Source organism: Natrinema salsiterrestre, from assembly GCF_029502005.1.
In the GTDB taxonomy this organism is placed as follows: Archaea; Halobacteriota; Halobacteria; order Halobacteriales; family Natrialbaceae; genus Natrinema; species Natrinema salsiterrestre.
The window spans coordinates 625,388-641,555 of the sequence record NZ_JAMQOT010000002.1 but is presented as its reverse complement, the minus strand read 5'-3'; the positions used below and the strand labels follow the sequence as shown (position 1 = coordinate 641,555).

Below are 16,168 nucleotides of genomic sequence, written 5' to 3'. Positions count from 1 at the left end.
GAGCGTTCGTGTAGTTTGTTCTCTCCCGACGAGACTGTCCGAGCAGAGCGTGAACTGCCGGTCGGCAACCGGCACCCCCAGTCGCTAGTCGTCCGTTCGTCCGCTGCACCCTCGTGATAGTCTCCCCGCTGTTCTCACCGGTCACGTTCTCACGGACCGGTCCTGTGGACGAACCGGCATCGAGTACGTGGGTGTGACGTCGGAACGGCGAGCCGATCACGCTCGGACGCGGTCGAACGGGTCGTCGATGCGGGCGAAACGGTCGTCGTAACGGGAACTTACGTCGGGGACTGTCGACGGAACCGCCTTCGATATCGTGTTCGCCCTTCGAGAGGGACGAATACGGGATGGACGGGGGACGGGGAGACGGCCCTCGAACGGCAGCTATTCGGTTCCTAACGGTCCGTATCCAGGACGAAATCGCAGGAGGGATCGGCGGCGCAGCGTAGTCGATCCATAACAATGCGACGCGGTCCCAAACTATCATTCATGCAACGTCAAAGGGACGACGCGAGCGTGCTCGTGCCGGGAATCGACGCGCCGAGCACCGTTGCGTGTCTCCGCTCGCTGCATCCGCGCGGCGTCCGAACCATCGTGGGGTCCGAGTCGCGGTCGACCCCGGCGGCCACCTCGGCGTATCGCGATGCGTTCGTTCGTCTCCCGGACCCGGACACGGACCTCGCTGCATACGGGGATGCCCTGCTCTCGCTCGCCGAACAGCCGGCCGTACGGACGATCGTTCCGGTCCGCGAGGAAGACGTCTACGTTCTCGCGAAGCACAGAGACGCGTTCGCCGACGAGATCGCGACGCCGTGGCCGGCGTTCGAGACCCTTCGACGCGTTCAGGACCGCGTCGAACTCTTCGACGCCGCCGATGCGGCCGGTGTCGGCGTCCCCGAAACCGAACTCCTCGACCAGTGGGACGACTGGGATCGGGAAGTCATCGTCAAACCGCGCTATACCGTGGCCGCGCCCGCCTATCTCGGCCCCCGGTTCGACGATGCGGAGATCGGCTCGACCGAATACCAGCAGCCCGGCACGCGACCGGACCCGCAGGCGGCCGCCGAGAAACGCGGCCACGTCCCGATCGTCCAGGAGCTGATCCCCGATTCGCGGGAGTTCGGCTTCTTCGCGCTCTACGACCGCGGCGAGCCGGTCGCGACGTTTCAGCACTGTCAACGCCGGGGCTGGAAGTACTGCGGCGGGCCCAGCGCGTACCGGGAATCGGTTCACATTCCGGAACTCGAGGCCGCCGGGCGCGCCCTGCTGGACGAACTCGAGTGGCACGGGCTCGCGATGGTCGAGTTCCTCCGCGATCCGGCCGACGGCGAGTTCAAGCTGATGGAGATCAACCCGCGCTTCTGGTCGTCGCTTCCGTTTTCGGTTCGTGCGGGTGCCGACTTTCCCTACTACTACTGGCGGCTGGCGACGGACGAACCGATCGCGTCGGAGCCGACCTACGAGGTCGGGATGGGGGGGCATCTCCTCCGCGGGGAACTCAGCTACCTTCACAGCGTGGTCACCGAGGAGTACCCGCTCGTGGATCGACCGTCGTTCGGAACCGCTGTGCGCGAGGTCGCCACGTCGCTCGTTTGCCACCCCCGATTCGATTACGCAGTCGCGGCCGATCCGATACCGTTCGTTCAGGACGGCGTGAACCTCCTGCGGGAGTGGTTCGACGGCGGGTCCGGCGAGGGAGCCGCCGAGGCCGAACCGACGCTCGAGGCGGACGTCGAGACCGAGATCGCCGACGACGGGGCGGAGCCGGCCGAGTCGAGTCCGGCCGCAGACGGCGAGCCGACGCGGTCGGCCCAGACCGACGGCGGCGGTCGATCCGACTCGTGGCGGCCCTGACGCGATCGGGGGCGTGAGCCTCCGGAATCGGTGGGTCCGCGTCTCATCTCAGACCGGCAACCCTTAACGGGAACCGGGCCCAGATACGGATATGACTCGAGGTGCTGTCCGTGGTCAGTGGTGAGGGTATCGAACGACTCGCGATCGTCGTCGGCGGCGGCCTCGCGTTCGCGGTCATCGGCGTCGTCCTGTTTCTGCTCGTTCCGGACACGCTGTCGGAGCTACTGGGCGTCGTGCTCGCGCTCGTCGTCGGACTCGTCGGCCTGCGGTTCGCGAGCAACGCCGCCGATTCGCTGTTTCCGACCTACGACGTCGCCGAGGTCGCCGTCGAGGGGCCGATCAGTCGAGACGGCGGTGGCGGCCCGCTCCCGACGAGTCCGGGTTCGACCCCGGCCGACGACGTCGTCGAACAGATAGATCGTGCGGACGAGGACGACAACGTGCAAGCGCTGCTGGTGAAGCTGAACACGCCCGGCGGCGAGGTCGTTCCCAGCGACGACATCCGGCTCGCGGCCGAGCGGTTCGACGGGCCGACCGTCGCCTACGCGACCGACGTCTGTGCCAGCGGCGGCTACTGGATCGCCAGCGGCTGTGACGAACTCTGGGCCCGCGAGGGGAGCATCGTCGGCTCGATCGGCGTCATCGGCTCCCGGGTCAACGCCAGCGACCTCGCCGAGAAGGTCGGCCTCTCCTACGAACGGTTCGCCGCCGGCGACTTCAAGGACGCCGGCACCCCGCTGAAGGAACTCGAGGACGAGGAACGCGAGTACCTCCAGGGCCTGATCGACGATTACTACGACACCTTCGTCGAGCGGGTCAGCGACGGGCGCGATCTCGAGCCGGAGTTCGTCCGGGATACCGAGGCGCGGATCTACCTCGGCGAAGAGGCCCACGAGATGGAGCTGGTCGATCACCTCGGCACCCGTCGGGAGATCGAGGCCGAACTCGCGGATCGGCTCGACGCCGACGAGGTCGTGATCGAGGAGTTCGAGCCCGAGCGGCCGCTGATGGCCCGCGTCGGTGCGGGAGCGCAAGCGGTCGCGTACGCGCTCGGTGCCGGTATCGCCGGCGTCGCCGACGAGCGCGGGTTCCGACTCCGGACCTGAGAATCGGACTCGGAGCGCACGAGCGTCCGATAGAACAGTTCGCGATCGGTCGGGGGCGACCGTCGACGCGGTCGCCGGCTGCGATCGAAACGCGTTCGAGCCGGTACCGATCTGCCCGTCGACGAGCCGTCCCCTTTTGCTGTGGATCGATTTCGATTCGTCCCTGCTCAGGGCGGGCTCGCTCCCGGCTCCTCGACGGCCAGCGCCCAGCCCTCGAGCCACTCGCGCAGGCCCGAATCGGGAACGGACAGCGAGTGCGTGTTCTCGGGGAGGGAGGGGTAGCCGCCGATCTCGTCGGGATGGCCGAGCCAGTAGTCGTACGGCGAGTCGAGTCGGTCGTTGCCCGCACGCTCGGTGATCTCACGGATGATTCGCTCGTCGTTGACCGTCCGGTCGGCCGGCCGCGCGCCGGCGTACCGGAGATTGTGGCTCTCGACCTCGCTCGAGGGCATCGTCTCGAGCCCGTCGGGCCACAGGGGCGGCGAACGCAGTGAGTCGGTCTCCGCGAAGGGCTGGCCGTCGTCCAGCGCTGGATCGGCAGTGGCGTTGTCCTCGTGGTAGGCCGAGCCACCCTCGAGTGGGGCGTCTTCGGTGTCGAGGAGACCGGTGTAGACGTTACCGACGAAGCTCGTGACGGCGGATCCGTCGGTGGCGGCCGCGTAGTCGTAGAAGTACGCGAGGTTGTTGACGGCGACGGACTCCGTGTCGCTTTTGAGTCGCGGAACGCGCCCGCGGACCTTCGCCCAGACGTTGCCCGCCATGGTGACGTTCGAGGCGCCGTCACCGACGAGCGTGCCGTAGTTGTGGTCGGACTCGTCGCCGTAGGGATCGTACAGCCCCTCGTAGATCAGGTTGTTCGTGTAGGTGGTTCTGTCCGTATCGTAGCCGATGGACATGCACTCGTCGGTCCCCCACGATGCCGTCACGTGATCGACGACGTTGTTCGTCGTGTCATCCTGGGTGTTGAACGAGTCGTTGCCCTGAATGTTCCCGTCGGCGCCGGGGCCGATCCGCGAACGGACGTGCTGGACGACGCAGTTATCGGCGTCGACCTGGAGCATGCCGTTGATGAACGTAATTCCCGGCGAGGGGGCGGTCTGGCCGGCGATCCAGCAGTTGTCCTCGGTGACGCGCAACGTGTCGCCGCCGAGGTCGATGACGCCGCTGGTCTCGAAGACGACCACGCGCGGGCCGCTCGCCTGGAACGGCTCTTCGACCGCGCTCCGGGTCGCTTCCTGCACCCGATAGACGTCGACGTCCCCGTCCTCGAGCCACGGTGCCGGCGTGGTGAACCCGTCGGTGTAGTCGTAGTGCGACCCGCCCTCGTTGAGCGCTTCCTCGGTCGTGAACGTCGCGATATCGCCGGTGGCGGTGTCGCCGTCGTCCGCCTCGGCGACCGCGCGATACTCGTAGTCGGTCTCGCCCGAGAGGCCGACGACGTCCCCGCGGAACTCGCCGGGTTCCTCGAGCGTTTCGGCGTTCGAGCGCGTCCACTCGGCGTCGTCCTCGTCGTCGTCGGTGACGGGACGGACCTCGAACGCGATCTCCGCCGCGGACGCCTCGGTTCCGATCCGCTCGAGGTTCCCGTTCAGAGTGGCCGACGTGCCGTCGATCTCCGTCGCCTCGCCGGTCGTGACGACGGGAGCCGTGTCCGGCCCGCCGCTGGTGAACGTGGCGACCGCGCCGGTATCGGTGTCGCCGTCGCTGGCCTCCACGACCGCGCGGAACTCGTAGTCGGTCTCGCTCGAGAGGTCGGCGATCTCGGCGTCGAACGACCCGGGATCGGACACCGTCTGCCCGTCCGTGGCGGTCCACGATCCGGCACTGGCTGCACGGTACTCGAACCCGACTCTCGCCGAGGACGCCCGTCCCAGCGAGTCGAGCTGTCCGGTGAGGGTCGCCGTCGTCGCGGACACGTCCGCGGGCGATCCCGTCGCGACCACCGGGTTCGTGTCGACGGGTGCGCCGTCGTCCCCGGAGACGCTCCCGGCGACGTCGACGTCACCGATATCCCGATTGTGGGTCGGCGAGACGCCATCGAGTTCCGAGAACTCGGCGGCACAGAGGGTCCCCGCGTTGTGGCTCGTGACCGCGAGCCCGAGGTAGCCGCTCTCCGCGAGGTCGATCGCGTCGCTCGAGAGGTCAGCCAGGAGCGTCCAGTCGTCGCCGTCCGCGGACGCGTACGCCGCGAGCGTGTCGCCGCTCCGGACGAGTCGCTGGTAACTCGCGTCGATCGTTCCGCCGGAAATCTCGCTCTCTCCGTCGCCCGCCTCGGAGGTCAGGCTCGTCGACTCGCCGCCGCTCTCGGGACGCCACTGCACGGACGTGTCGTGGCCGGGGGTCCGTCGGATCATGACGTTCTTGGCCTCGGGATCGAGCGATTCGCGGAGCATCAACCCGGCCTTGGCGTAGGGATCGGTGTCCTCGAGCCCGTCGACCTCCACCGCGACGTCGAAGTCGCCGCTGACGTCGGTGAAGTAGAAATGCCCCTCGTCCGACCGGTTCCAGATGTCGACACCGGCACCCTCGACGACGAAGCCGTCCGTCTCGTCGACCGCCGTCTCGACCGTATTGATCGATCCCCTGTCCCCGTCGCCGTCGTCCGCTTCGAGGACCGCGCGGAACTCGTAGACCGTGTCACTCGAGAGGTCGCCGACCTGGTAGCTGAACGATCCCGTCGATGAGAGCGTCTGTGACGGGGTCGCGGTCCACGACCGCGCACCGCGCGGGCGGTACTCGAAGTATGCGGTCGCCGAGTCGTCCTCGGCCAGCTCGTCGACGGCACCGCCGAGGCTGGCTGAGGAAGCGGTGACGTTCGAGGCCGATCCCGTCGAGACGACCGGAGCGGGGTCCCTGCCGCCGGAACCGCTGACGCTGCCGGGAACCTCGACGTCGCCGATATCGGCGTTGCTCGACGGTGACAGTCCCGACAGATTCGAGAATTTCGCCGTCGCGAGGGTTCCCTCGTCGTGGCTCGTCACCGCGAGCCCGACGTAGGCGCTGCCGGCGAAGTCGATCGTCCCCGCCGACGGCGATAGCTCCGCGATGAGCGTCCAGTTCTCGCCGTCGTCGGAGCCGTACGACCGGATCGTCTCCCCCGTTCGGACGATGCGTTGCCACTCGGCCGCCATCGTTCCGCCCGAGACTTCGCGAAGGTGTTCGCCGCTGCCCGACGTCGTGCTCTCGGCCTCGTCGCCCCCGTCCGAGCGCCACTGGACCGAGGTCTCGTTTCCGGGCGTCTTCCGGATCATTGCGTGCTCCTCGTCGTCCGCGAGCGTCTGCCGGACCATCAGGCCGGCCTTGGCCCAGCCGTCGGTGTTCTCGAGGTCGTCGATCTTCACCGTGACGTCGAAGTCGCCGTCGACTTCCTCGTAGTAGTAGTGGAACGCGTCGGTATCGCTCCAGATGTCGTGTCCACCCCCTTCGATCGCGATCGTCGTCGTCGCCGTTGCACTCCCGACCGCCCCGAGGGTACCGAGTCCCCCCGCGCCGACCGCCTGCATGAACGTCCTGCGCATTTGTTTCTCCATATTGAATCACTATAATAACTATATCGAGGGTAAATAAAGGTATTTGATCCGTGATTTACACGATGAAATATGGGGTCCCCCTCGTCGGGTCGGTGTCCCGAGCGACGGGGGAGGGCAACCGCGCCCGAGTGAGTGGATTTATCGTCGCAGGGATTCCAACGCCTATCGTGACAACGCTGGTCGTCTGCCTCGACCGGACCGACGACGTGGGCCGCAAGACCGGTCTCCGCTCGCCCGTCGTCGGCTGGGAGGCAGTCCGCGCGCTCGTGACCGACGTCGGCCTCGCGGATCCGGAGGACTCGGGCGTCAATACCCTGCTCGAGTCGTTGCGGGTCGCCCAGAACCTGCGCGACGAGAGCGAAGAGGTCGTCGTCGCGGTGGTCTCGGGGGACCACGAGTCGATGGTGTCGGCCGATCGAGCGGTCGCTGACCAACTCGACGATCTCATCACCGAGTACGAACCGGAGTCGGCGATCGTGGTAACGGACAGTGCGGAGGACGAACGGCTGATCCCGATCGTCGAGAGCCGCGTCCGCGTCGACTCCGTCGATCGGGTCGTCGTCCGGCAGGCCCGCGATATCGAATCGACGTACTACCTGCTCAAACAGTTCCTCGCCGACGAGGAACTCCGCCAGACGGTGCTGGTCCCGATCGGGCTGACCCTGCTCGTCTTTCCGCTCCTCGCGACCACCGTCGGGCCCGCGACGGGTGCGGCCGCGATCACCACCGTCATCGGCCTGTTCCTGCTCTACAAGGGCTTCAACGTCGACGAGATCCTGGCCAGACTGGCCCACCAGACCCAGGAATCGCTGTACTCCGGGCAGGTGTCGGTCGTCACCTACGTCGTCGCCGCTGGACTGACGTTCGTCGGACTGTTCGTGGGTGCGCTCGGCGTCTCGAACGTCGGGGAGACGCCCGGCGTGGTGATCCCCGCGACGCGGTTCGCCTTCGACAGCATTCCCTGGCTGGCGATGGCCGCGCTGACCGCCAGCGCCGGTCGACTGCTCGACGAGGCGATCAGCGACGAGCCGATCCGAACCTCGTTCCTCAACCTCCCCTTTATTGTCGTCGCCGTCAGTCTGGTCGTTCGCGGGTTCTCCGCGTACTTCCTCGAGCAACAGGACGCGATCGAGCCGTTCGTCGTTCCGGCCCATACGCTCTGGGTCCTCTCGAACGAGCGGTTCGCGATGGGTGCCGGCCAGCGACTCGCGCTGTTCGTCGTCACCGCGATCGTGGTGAGTCTGGTCGGTGCCCGGATCGCGTCCTCGCTCAGCGGTCAGCGCGACGACCTCGATAGTGCCGACGGCGGGGCACCGTCCGAAACCGGTGCCGACCGCGAACCCGAGGCCGCCGCCGACGCGACCGGGACGCCCGACTCCGAGCCGCCAGCGGATCGGACCGACCCCGAGCTCACGGACGGCGGTGCCGACGCGGGCGCGGACGTCGACCCCTCCGAGGAGCGCACTCGCTGACCCCACCCGGACTCGGTACCCATTTAGCCCTCCCCGGCGACCACCGACCATGAGCGACGCAGACGGCGCGTGGGTGAGCCTCTTTTCGGGCGGCAAAGACTCGTCGTGGGCGCTCTTCCGGGCCCTCGAGCGGGGGCTCCCGGTCGACCGCCTCGTCACCGTCCACCCGACCGGCGACTCGTACATGTATCACGTGCCCGCGACGGAGCTGGCGGCGCTGGCGGCCGAGAGCATCGGGATCGAACTGGTCGACGTCGAACCCGACGACTTCGCTGCCGACGCGGCCACCGACTCGAGCGCGCAGGGCGACGACGAACTCGAGCCCCTCGAGGCGGCGCTCGAGGATCTCGATCGCGAGCTCCCGGACGGCATCGCCGGCGTCACGGCGGGAGCCGTCGAGAGCGAGTACCAGACGAGCCGCATTCGGGGGATGTGCGACCGCCTCGAGTGTGACCTGTTCGCCCCGCTCTGGCGGGAAGACCCCCGCGAGCTGGCCGATGCGATGCTCGAGGCGGGGTTCGAAATCATCATCATTCAGGTCGCAGCGCACGGTCTGGACGAGTCGTGGCTCGGCCGAACGCTCGACCGGGAGGCGATCGCGGAGCTCGAGGCGCTCAACGACGAGTACGGCGTCCACATTCTGGGTGAGGGTGGCGAGTTCGAAACGTTCGTGGTGGACGGACCGCACATGGACCGGCGGATCGACCTCGAGTACGACACGGAGTGGGACGGAACGCGCGGGCGAGTGCGGATTACGGACGCGAAACTGGAGTGAGTAAAGGGGGGTGTACCGCGAGCGAACGTAGTGAGCGAGCGGGGTTTTTTTGCTCGAGCGGTCGGCCGAAGACTGACCCGAGAGGAAAAAGGTGGTTCGTGAGACGTTCGTGGTGGACGGGCCGCACATGGATCGACGGTAGTGACACCACGAATCAGCTGCTCAGTGTGCTTATTGAGCGTCTGGAGAGCTGTAGTGTGCGAAATTATTTACCTATTGTTGACAAACAGTCATATAATGGTTGCGTGGTTCTCACCGCCTGCTGCACTGCTCGAACGCGTTTCTCGACGAGAAGTGATTGCTTTGACGGGAGTAGTGGCATCCGTTCCGGTTTCGGGCTGTGCTGATTCTGTCCTGTCCAACGATTCAGGGGGAGAAGGTGATACGATCGAAATAATGGTCGAGAATCGGACGGACGAACTCGCAACGATCGGTGTCCGGGTAGAGGATGCTGAAGGTGAACTGTTGTTTAGTCGAGTGTACGAACTCGAACCGGGTCACCTCGATTCGTCCGCCGGTATCGAAACGATCCCGTCAACGGTGACAGTTTTCACTCCGGATGGCACATCCGCTACGTGGGAGTACGCCCCCGATTTAGATATCGACTGTGACGGCGAAGATATCGGGATCACGTTGCAGGGGGACGATTCGATCGATTCGTGGTACGCCTGTTAAATTCACTACCTGTAGGCGATGACCTCCTGACTCGCACAATCCAGAACTGTGATCGGTTCTCCGATCCCTCCAGTATGGATGCGCGACTCGAGGAGGTACGGGCGCTACCCGTCCGATTCCGGGGGTGCGTCGCCCGCAGTCCCACCCTCGATCCCCGTCTCGTGTATTCTCTTCACCGCGTCGCGATCGGCCTCGTCCGTGAACGCCCACCACGCGATGCGATCGATCTCGAGCGGCGTGTACGACGACAAGAAGGCCAGCCACTCGCCGGACGCGATCGTCCGCAGATCGGTCGCCGCGTCGAGCGGTGAGTCCTCGAGGTCGCCGGCGACGGCGTCGATCAGGGATACGGCCTGCGGGAGCGGCCTGATGGTCTCGACGCCGGCGAGCTGACGGAGGTACTGGAAACTCGACGGGCCGACGCCGGCGATCGAGCCGATGGGGTCCTCGTCGTACCGGTAGTGGTCGGCGGCGCTCGCCCACGCGATCAGCGCGTCCAATCCGTCGTCTTCGGGCCGGTCGGCGAGGACGCGGGCGATCTCGAGGAGGACGTGTCGCTTTCGTTTGGCACCGAAGACGGCAACCAGTTCGTCGTCCGCGAGGTCGAGCGCAGCGAGATCCGCGACCGAATCGACGCGGTCGGTCTCGACGAACGCGTCGCGAAACCTGCTGACGGTCGGTTCGATGCCGCCGATGAAACTCTGGCCCGTCGTCGAGGCAGCGGCCTCGGCGATCAGCAACAACGGATCGTCACCGGTCCAGCGTCGGTACTCGTGGAACTCCGCTGCGAGTTCCCGAAACGGCACGTCGTCGGCATAGGGCTCGAGGACCGCCTCGACCGTCTGCTCGCAGTTCATGCGCGTTGTCCCCACGTATCACGCGGGGGACTGATAGCTGTATCGACTGCTTCGAGAGCGCCGCGATGTACCGTTTCCGTGCCGCTACAGGCCCGTACGAGAGTGTGCCGTGATATCGACGGCAAAATCGAACCGCAACTCGCAGCTACTCGTCCGCCCCGTTCGTGATCGTCGTGTGGGCTCCGATGAGCGCCCCGGCGAGGTCCAGGTCCTCGATGTGGGTTCCTCGGTCGATGATCGAGCGGCGGATATCGCCGTTCCGGACCGTCGCGTCCGAGAAGATGATCGTGTGGTCGAGGTCGGTTCCCTCGAGCGTCGCGTCGTCCATCACGTGGACGTTGTCCCCGATGGTGGCATTCTCGAGCGTGGCGGAGTCGGCGACCAGCGAGTCGCCGTCGAGGTGCCAGGCGACGGCGTCGAGGTAGCTCTCGGGGGTTCCGATGTCGAACCACGCGCCCTCGAACGTGTAGGCGTAGGTGTCCTCGCGGTTCTGCAGCCACTGGACGAACCAGCCCGGCTCGTCGGGGTTGTTGCCGTCCTCGAGGTAGGTCGGCAGCAGGTCGAGTGACTCCTCGGGGAACGCGTAGCAGGCGATCGAGACGAGCGTGCTCTTGGGGTCGTCGGGTTTCTCCTGGAAGTCGACGACGCGGTCACCCTCGAGTTCGACCAGCCCGTAGGACTTGGCCTTCTCGCGGGAGCCGACGTCGTAGGCGGCGAGGGTGGGCGCATCGCGGTCCCGGAAGTAATCGAGGAAGTCGGACACGTCGAAGCTGATCAGGTTGTCGCCGGCGATGACCAGCAGGTCGTCGTCGACGTTCTCGCGGTCGATCAGCTGTGCGAGCGCGCCGACGACGCCGAACTTGTTGTCCTCTTCGGTCGTCTCCTCGACCGAGAGCCGGGGCTTGTCGAACTCGCTGTCGGCGAGGTGGGCCTCGAAGTCGGGGGCGAACCGCTCGTTCGTGCTGACGTAGACCTCATCGATCCGGTCGTCAGCCTCGAGTTCCGTGAAGATGCGATCGATGACGGTCGATTCACCGATCGGGAGGAACATCTTGGGCCGATGTTTGGTGATCGGCCACATTCGCGTCGCGTACCCGCCTGCGAGGACGACGGCCTTCATAGCCCGGTGTTCACCTGCGGGGGGTAAGTTACTTGCCCTTTCGCTGAAGCCGAAACTGTCGACGGATTCACCGAGGCGACGAGCCGGTCGCTGAAAGAGCAAAACGGTAAAACCGCTCCCCCTCGTGGCGTCCCGTATGCGAGAGGCCGACGAAACGACGCGGCAGAAACTCGCCGACGCGCTCCGCGCCGAGCCGGCGACGCCCAGCGAACTGGCCACCCAGTTCGATCTCACGCCCCACGCGGTGGTCGGTCACGTCGAACACGTCTCCCAGTCGGTCGACGGATCGGACGAACGACTGCTCGTCGCACCGCCGGCGTGTCGGGAGTGCGGATTCGACGACTACGACGACCTCTTGAACCTCCCCTCGCGGTGTCCCGACTGCAAGAGCGAGTCGATCGACGAACCCACGTTCACGATCGAGTAACGGCGTCCGATCGTCACCGAGGGCGGAGTGTCAGCGTCGACTGATAATTCCGGCACAGATTCGACACTAATATTTAGGCCGCCGGCGAGAACCCGATACGAACCCTCGAGCGAACGCGGACTCGGCTTCGATCGACGGCGACTGGCACTTCCGTTCTCAGTCGCAACCGTTCGACTCGAGGAATAGGGACCACACATGACTTCCGACTCTCACCCGGAGCACGACTGCGTCGAGTTCGTGCAGACGGCGCTCGACTGGCTCGACGAGACCGACGAGCCAGACGCGTCGGCCGAATCGCTCGACGACGCGTTCGCCCTCCTCGCCGATCAGCGCCGCCGGCTACTGCTGGCGGTCATGCGCACCTACGGGGAGGCGCTGACGCTCCCGGACGCGGCCGAGGAAGTCGCGGTTCGCGAAACGGGACACAACGTGACCGAGATCTCGGCGGAACGAGTCAGAGAGGTGTATCTCTCCCTGTATCACGATCACCTCCCGCGGCTGGTCGACGCCGGCTTGCTCGAGTACGATCAGGAGCGGGACCTGGTCGCGCCGGACGCGGTCTAGAACTCCACGTTCGAGGTCGACGCCCGATCGAGATCGTCGCTCTCTACCGGGCCCATCCCGACGAACTCGTACTCGTCGTCGGTCAGGTAGACCTCGCCCTCGGAGACGGTGACCTCGAGGTCGGTGAGGTAGGCACCCTCGCAGGGGCCGTAGCTGCAGTACCCGGTGTCGGCCTCGAAGTACGCGCCGTGGTTCGCACAGATGAGTTCGCCGTCTCGCATCGGCGCGCCCGAACCCTTGTCCAGTTTGATATGGGTGAGGTGCTGACAGTAGTTGAGCCAGCACGCGACGCCGTCGCCGCTCGACTCCGGTTCCGACCCGGTCGGTTCGCCGCCGTCCGTCGCTGCCACGGCGTCGGCGACGAGAATTGCCTCCCGTTCCTCGCCGACGTCGTCGGCGACGCGAAACAGTACCGTCGAGTCGTCGGGTACCTCGGAAAGCGCCGTGATCCGTTCTCCGTCCATTGCCCCTCCGTTACCAGCCGGTCGTCCTGAACGTTTCGACAGCGGGCGCGAACGTCTGACGGAGTTTTAACCCCCTCTCTCTCCAACGCCGTCTATGGACTCCCTTCTCGTCTACGGCTCCTACGGCTACACGGGGCGGCTGATCGCACGCGAGGCCGTCGCGCGGGGCGGCTCGCCGGTCGTCGCCGGCCGCAACGGCCGCGCGGTCGCTGAGCAAGCCGACGCGCTCCGCGTCGAAGGGCGGACGTTCGACCTCGACGCTGCCGACCTCGACGCCAAGCTGGCACGGTTCGACGCCGTCCTGAACTGTGCGGGGCCGTTCGTCGAGACGGCCGAGCCGCTCGTCGAGGCCTGTCTCGAGACGAACACGGACTACCTCGACATTACGGGCGAGTTCCCCGTGTTCGAGTGTCTCCGCCAGCACGACGCCGCCGCTCGCGACGCTGGGATCACGCTCCTTCCCGGCGTCGGCTTCGACGTCGTGCCGTCGGACTGTCTGGCCGCGTTTCTCGCCGATCGGGTTCCCGACGCGGACCGACTGGCCCTCGGAATCAAAGGGAGCCTCGATTTCTCGCGGGGCACCGCTCGGACGCTCGTCGAACAGCTCGGTGTCGGCGGCGTCGTTCGGCGCAACGGCCGACTCCTTCAGGTGCCGACCGCGTTCCGAAGCCGCGAGGTCGATTTCGGCGACGGTCCCGAACACGCCGTCACGGTGCCGTGGGGCGACGTCGTCACGGCGGCTCACACCACCGGTATCGAGTCAATCGAGGTCTACGCCGCCGCGCCGTCGTGGGCGAGCAAAGCGCTGTCAGCGGTCGATTCCCTCGAGTGGCTCCTCGACAGCCGACCCGCCGAGTCCCTCCTGAAGCGCCTGATCGACGCCCGACTCGACGGCCCGGACGAACGGCAACTGGCGACCGATACCGCCGTCGTCTGGGGTGAAGTCTGCGACGAGGCCGGCGATCAGCGGGCCCGCGCCCGACTCCGGACGCCGAACCCGTACGCGCTCACCGCCGAGTCGGCGGTGCTGGCCGCCGAGCGGGTGCTCGAGGGCGGGGATCGGATTCCGACGGGGTTCCAGACGCCGGCGTCGGTCTTCGGGAGCGAGTTCGCGCTCGAGTTGACGGGGACCGAGCGGGAACTGGTGGAAGCGCCGGCCGACTCGAGCGATCCGGCGCGGTCGACCGTCGAATCCGCCGACTGAGCCGTCCGGCCAGTCGCCGTCGAGTGACCAGTCAGCCCGACGTTCGGACATTTCCCTCTGGTATCCCGTCACGATCAACCGGAACGACTTCGACCGGTGTCAGGGAGCACTCGAGGAAGACGTCGTTGCGGAAGCGATCCACGACCGCCACCGGTATACCTCGGCTGATGCCTGCCGCTACCGGTAACACGCGTTTTCGACGCGTTCATCGTACAATCGAGAGAGCCGCTCCGTGACCGGACCGCCGCCGACATCGCGGCCGTCGAGCGTCGCGATCGGACGGAGCTCCCACGTTCGGTTCGTGAGGAACGCCTCGTCGGCCTCGAGCACGTCGACCGGCTCGTAGCGCCCCTCGCGGACCGCTATGCCGTCTTCGCGTGCGAGCTTGAGCACGATCGCCCGAGTAATCCCCGGCAGGACAGGGGCGTCGGTCGTCGGCGTGTGGAGGACACCGTCGCGGACGAAAAACAGGTTGCTCGTCGCACCTTCCGTGATCTCGCCCTCGAGATCGCACATGAGCGCTTCGTCCGCGTCGCTGCCGAGTTCCGCGCGCGCGAGGATCCCGTTCAGGTAGTTGTGCGTCTTCGCCGCGGCGGGGAGCGATTCGTCGGGGATCCGTTGCGTCTCGACCGTCTCGACCGTCGCCGGCTCGTCCCAGACGGGGTCGCCCTCGAGCCCGCCCCGCGGCAGCGGTTTCGCGTAGATCACGACCGTCGGATCGACCTCGGGCTGGGGTGTGAGTTTTCCGGGCTGGACGCCGCGGGTGATCGAGAGCCGGACGTAGGCGTCCGCGAGGTCGTTCGCCGCGAGCGTCTCGTCGATCCGCTCTCGGAGGTCGCTCGCGTCGAGGCCGTGCTCGAGCGAGAGGGCCTCGCAGGTTCGCTCGAGGCGCTCGACGTGGTCGTCCCACGCGAAGATCGTCCCGCCGTAGGCCCGCAGGGTTTCGAAGGCGGCGTCGCCGTAGCGAAATCCCCGATCGTCGACGCTGACGGTCGCCTCGCTCGCGGGGACAAGCTCGCCGTCGACGTGGTAGATGTGGTCGTCGGTCATGGCGGTGCGCTCGAGTCGAGTTATCTCGTCGTGGCACTCGGAGGAGTATGAACCTGCTGTTCGTCCGGATGTGGACTCAGGATCATCCGGATGGAACCGGTGGTCCTGACGAGGCGTGGACTCGAGGCGGATCGAACGAGGATGTACCGTTTCTCAGTGGTACGTAGCGCCGATCGGATCTCGAGACCTCGAGGACCGCAAGGGAAACTGGCGGACGCACTCGTCGCGGACGCTATCGGAGCGCTTCACGAATACACGTCGCTACAACTGGAGCGAGTCGAACCGTTGCTCTCGGAGATCGTACTAACCACCACCAGCTTCGTACCCCTCCGTTTCTGCCGGAGTTCTGGATCGAATTGACGAATCGCTTACTACCGTATCGTCAGAATCATAGTCTCTTTACGAGACTTCTCGAATAAGATAAGATGCGGAAATCGAGTCAGTCTGACGGACCTGATCCTGAAGATGACGTACTTGAAGAACTCCGCAGAGAATACGGCCGTCAAGTCGATCAATTACGTGATATTGACGACAAGGCTATGCGGTCTGTTCGCACTGCCATTCTTATCGCTGGGTTCATTATTGCTGCAGTAGGGATCGCCGCACGCGAAGGTGACGTCGTCATCGGATGGATTCCAGTCATCTTTTCGAGTGTCGGGTTGCTCTTACTCGCAGGAACGGTATTCATCGGGTCTGCGACTTACCTCGTTACCGAGTATCCCGGAAGATTTGGACAGAAGAGTCTCCAAAGTGGCCAATTCCGGACTCACCGAGATGAATTAATCCAAATGTATCGACGGTGGACCAGACTAACTGCCCAAGAAATTGAAAAGAACAAAACGTACGTCTTGTACACCGTTTCGTCTATATTCTTGGGTGTCTTGTTCCTGCTCATTGCGGGCCTCCAAATTGCTGTCCCTAACCTGCTCCCCGCCTGTGAATCACCGGGCGGACGGCTCTGTTTCGAACAGCCTGTCGTAGAGCTGAGCGTCGCAGAGGGGATCGTTTTCCTTACGCTGTTGACGTTGTGACACCTGCTCAGCGATCTCTCGACCCGAAGAACGATATGT

Annotated in this window: 13 protein-coding genes; 8 read left to right on the top strand and 5 right to left on the bottom strand. The window is 65.8% G+C overall.

Features of this window, described 5'->3' with window-relative positions:
- Nucleotides 1–489 precede the first annotated feature (489 nt).
- Entirely contained in the window at nt 490–1,854 is a 1,365-nt protein-coding gene (locus tag NDI89_RS08695) for a carboxylate--amine ligase (RefSeq protein WP_277521136.1), read from the top strand.
- A 110-nt stretch (nt 1,855–1,964) separates the two neighbouring features.
- Nucleotides 1,965–2,960 carry a signal peptide peptidase SppA gene (gene sppA / locus NDI89_RS08690; protein ID WP_277521135.1) on the top strand — a complete coding sequence of 332 codons (996 nt, stop codon included), beginning with the start codon at nt 1,965–1,967 and terminating at the stop codon, nt 2,958–2,960.
- A 167-nt stretch (nt 2,961–3,127) separates the two neighbouring features.
- Here sppA and NDI89_RS08685 read toward each other — a convergent pair whose 3' ends face one another.
- On the bottom strand, nt 3,128–6,478 hold the full coding sequence (locus NDI89_RS08685; RefSeq protein ID WP_277521134.1) for a hypothetical protein: 3,351 nt from the start codon (nt 6,476–6,478) through the stop codon (nt 3,128–3,130).
- A gap of 179 nt (nt 6,479–6,657) precedes the next feature.
- On the opposite strand from NDI89_RS08685, the gene NDI89_RS08680 reads away from it, so the two are divergent.
- From NDI89_RS08680 to NDI89_RS08670, 3 genes are all read left to right on the top strand, one after another.
- Nucleotides 6,658–7,962 carry a DUF373 family protein gene (locus tag NDI89_RS08680; protein ID WP_277521133.1) on the top strand — a complete coding sequence of 435 codons (1,305 nt, stop codon included), beginning with the start codon at nt 6,658–6,660 and terminating at the stop codon, nt 7,960–7,962.
- 49 nt (nt 7,963–8,011) lie between these two features.
- Nucleotides 8,012–8,737 (top strand): diphthine--ammonia ligase, encoded by a 726-nt coding sequence (locus tag NDI89_RS08675; RefSeq protein WP_277521132.1) that lies wholly within the window; start codon nt 8,012–8,014, stop codon nt 8,735–8,737.
- 237 nt (nt 8,738–8,974) lie between these two features.
- Complete coding sequence (locus NDI89_RS08670) at nt 8,975–9,412, top strand: hypothetical protein (RefSeq protein ID WP_277521131.1); 438 nt, start codon at nt 8,975–8,977, stop codon at nt 9,410–9,412.
- A 104-nt stretch (nt 9,413–9,516) separates the two neighbouring features.
- Here NDI89_RS08670 and NDI89_RS08665 read toward each other — a convergent pair whose 3' ends face one another.
- Both NDI89_RS08665 and NDI89_RS08660 read right to left on the bottom strand, forming a co-directional pair.
- A complete protein-coding gene (locus NDI89_RS08665) occupies nt 9,517–10,269 on the bottom strand; it encodes a hypothetical protein (RefSeq protein ID WP_277521130.1) in 753 nt (250 codons plus the stop codon).
- A 145-nt stretch (nt 10,270–10,414) separates the two neighbouring features.
- Nucleotides 10,415–11,389: a nucleotidyltransferase family protein gene (locus NDI89_RS08660; RefSeq protein ID WP_277521129.1), complete on the bottom strand. Its 975-nt coding sequence runs from the start codon at nt 11,387–11,389 to the stop codon at nt 10,415–10,417.
- Between the two features lie 136 nt (nt 11,390–11,525).
- On the opposite strand from NDI89_RS08660, the gene NDI89_RS08655 reads away from it, so the two are divergent.
- On the top strand, nt 11,526–11,816 hold the full coding sequence (locus NDI89_RS08655; RefSeq protein WP_226005395.1) for a transcriptional regulator: 291 nt from the start codon (nt 11,526–11,528) through the stop codon (nt 11,814–11,816).
- 195 nt (nt 11,817–12,011) lie between these two features.
- Nucleotides 12,012–12,380, top strand: a complete 369-nt coding sequence (locus tag NDI89_RS08650; protein WP_226005396.1) for a DUF7344 domain-containing protein — start codon at nt 12,012–12,014, stop codon at nt 12,378–12,380.
- Here the strand turns inward: NDI89_RS08650 and NDI89_RS08645 are convergent.
- A complete protein-coding gene (locus tag NDI89_RS08645) occupies nt 12,377–12,844 on the bottom strand; it encodes a Rieske (2Fe-2S) protein (protein ID WP_277521128.1) in 468 nt (155 codons plus the stop codon). The two genes, NDI89_RS08650 and NDI89_RS08645, sit on opposite strands and share 4 nt — an antisense overlap.
- Nucleotides 12,845–12,938: 94 nt before the next feature.
- Between NDI89_RS08645 and NDI89_RS08640 the strand changes: the two genes are divergently transcribed.
- Entirely contained in the window at nt 12,939–14,048 is a 1,110-nt protein-coding gene (locus tag NDI89_RS08640) for a saccharopine dehydrogenase family protein (RefSeq protein ID WP_277521126.1), read from the top strand.
- 177 nt (nt 14,049–14,225) lie between these two features.
- Here the strand turns inward: NDI89_RS08640 and NDI89_RS08635 are convergent, their stop codons facing one another.
- Nucleotides 14,226–15,098: an aminotransferase class IV gene (locus tag NDI89_RS08635; RefSeq protein WP_277521125.1), complete on the bottom strand. Its 873-nt coding sequence runs from the start codon at nt 15,096–15,098 to the stop codon at nt 14,226–14,228.
- Nucleotides 15,099–16,168: the final 1,070 nt, after the last annotated feature.

Coding starts and splice junctions, on each gene's coding strand:
- NDI89_RS08695 (WP_277521136.1), top strand. CDS start 490: ATGCAACGTCAAAGGGACGACGCGAGCGTGCTCGTGCCGGGAATCGAC.
- NDI89_RS08685 (WP_277521134.1), bottom strand. CDS start 6,478: ATGCGCAGGACGTTCATGCAGGCGGTCGGCGCGGGGGGACTCGGTACC.
- NDI89_RS08675 (WP_277521132.1), top strand. CDS start 8,012: ATGAGCGACGCAGACGGCGCGTGGGTGAGCCTCTTTTCGGGCGGCAAA.
- NDI89_RS08670 (WP_277521131.1), top strand. CDS start 8,975: ATGGTTGCGTGGTTCTCACCGCCTGCTGCACTGCTCGAACGCGTTTCT.
- NDI89_RS08665 (WP_277521130.1), bottom strand. CDS start 10,269: ATGAACTGCGAGCAGACGGTCGAGGCGGTCCTCGAGCCCTATGCCGAC.
- NDI89_RS08660 (WP_277521129.1), bottom strand. CDS start 11,389: ATGAAGGCCGTCGTCCTCGCAGGCGGGTACGCGACGCGAATGTGGCCG.
- NDI89_RS08655 (WP_226005395.1), top strand. CDS start 11,526: ATGCGAGAGGCCGACGAAACGACGCGGCAGAAACTCGCCGACGCGCTC.
- NDI89_RS08650 (WP_226005396.1), top strand. CDS start 12,012: ATGACTTCCGACTCTCACCCGGAGCACGACTGCGTCGAGTTCGTGCAG.
- NDI89_RS08645 (WP_277521128.1), bottom strand. CDS start 12,844: ATGGACGGAGAACGGATCACGGCGCTTTCCGAGGTACCCGACGACTCG.
- NDI89_RS08640 (WP_277521126.1), top strand. CDS start 12,939: ATGGACTCCCTTCTCGTCTACGGCTCCTACGGCTACACGGGGCGGCTG.
- NDI89_RS08635 (WP_277521125.1), bottom strand. CDS start 15,098: ATGACCGACGACCACATCTACCACGTCGACGGCGAGCTTGTCCCCGCG.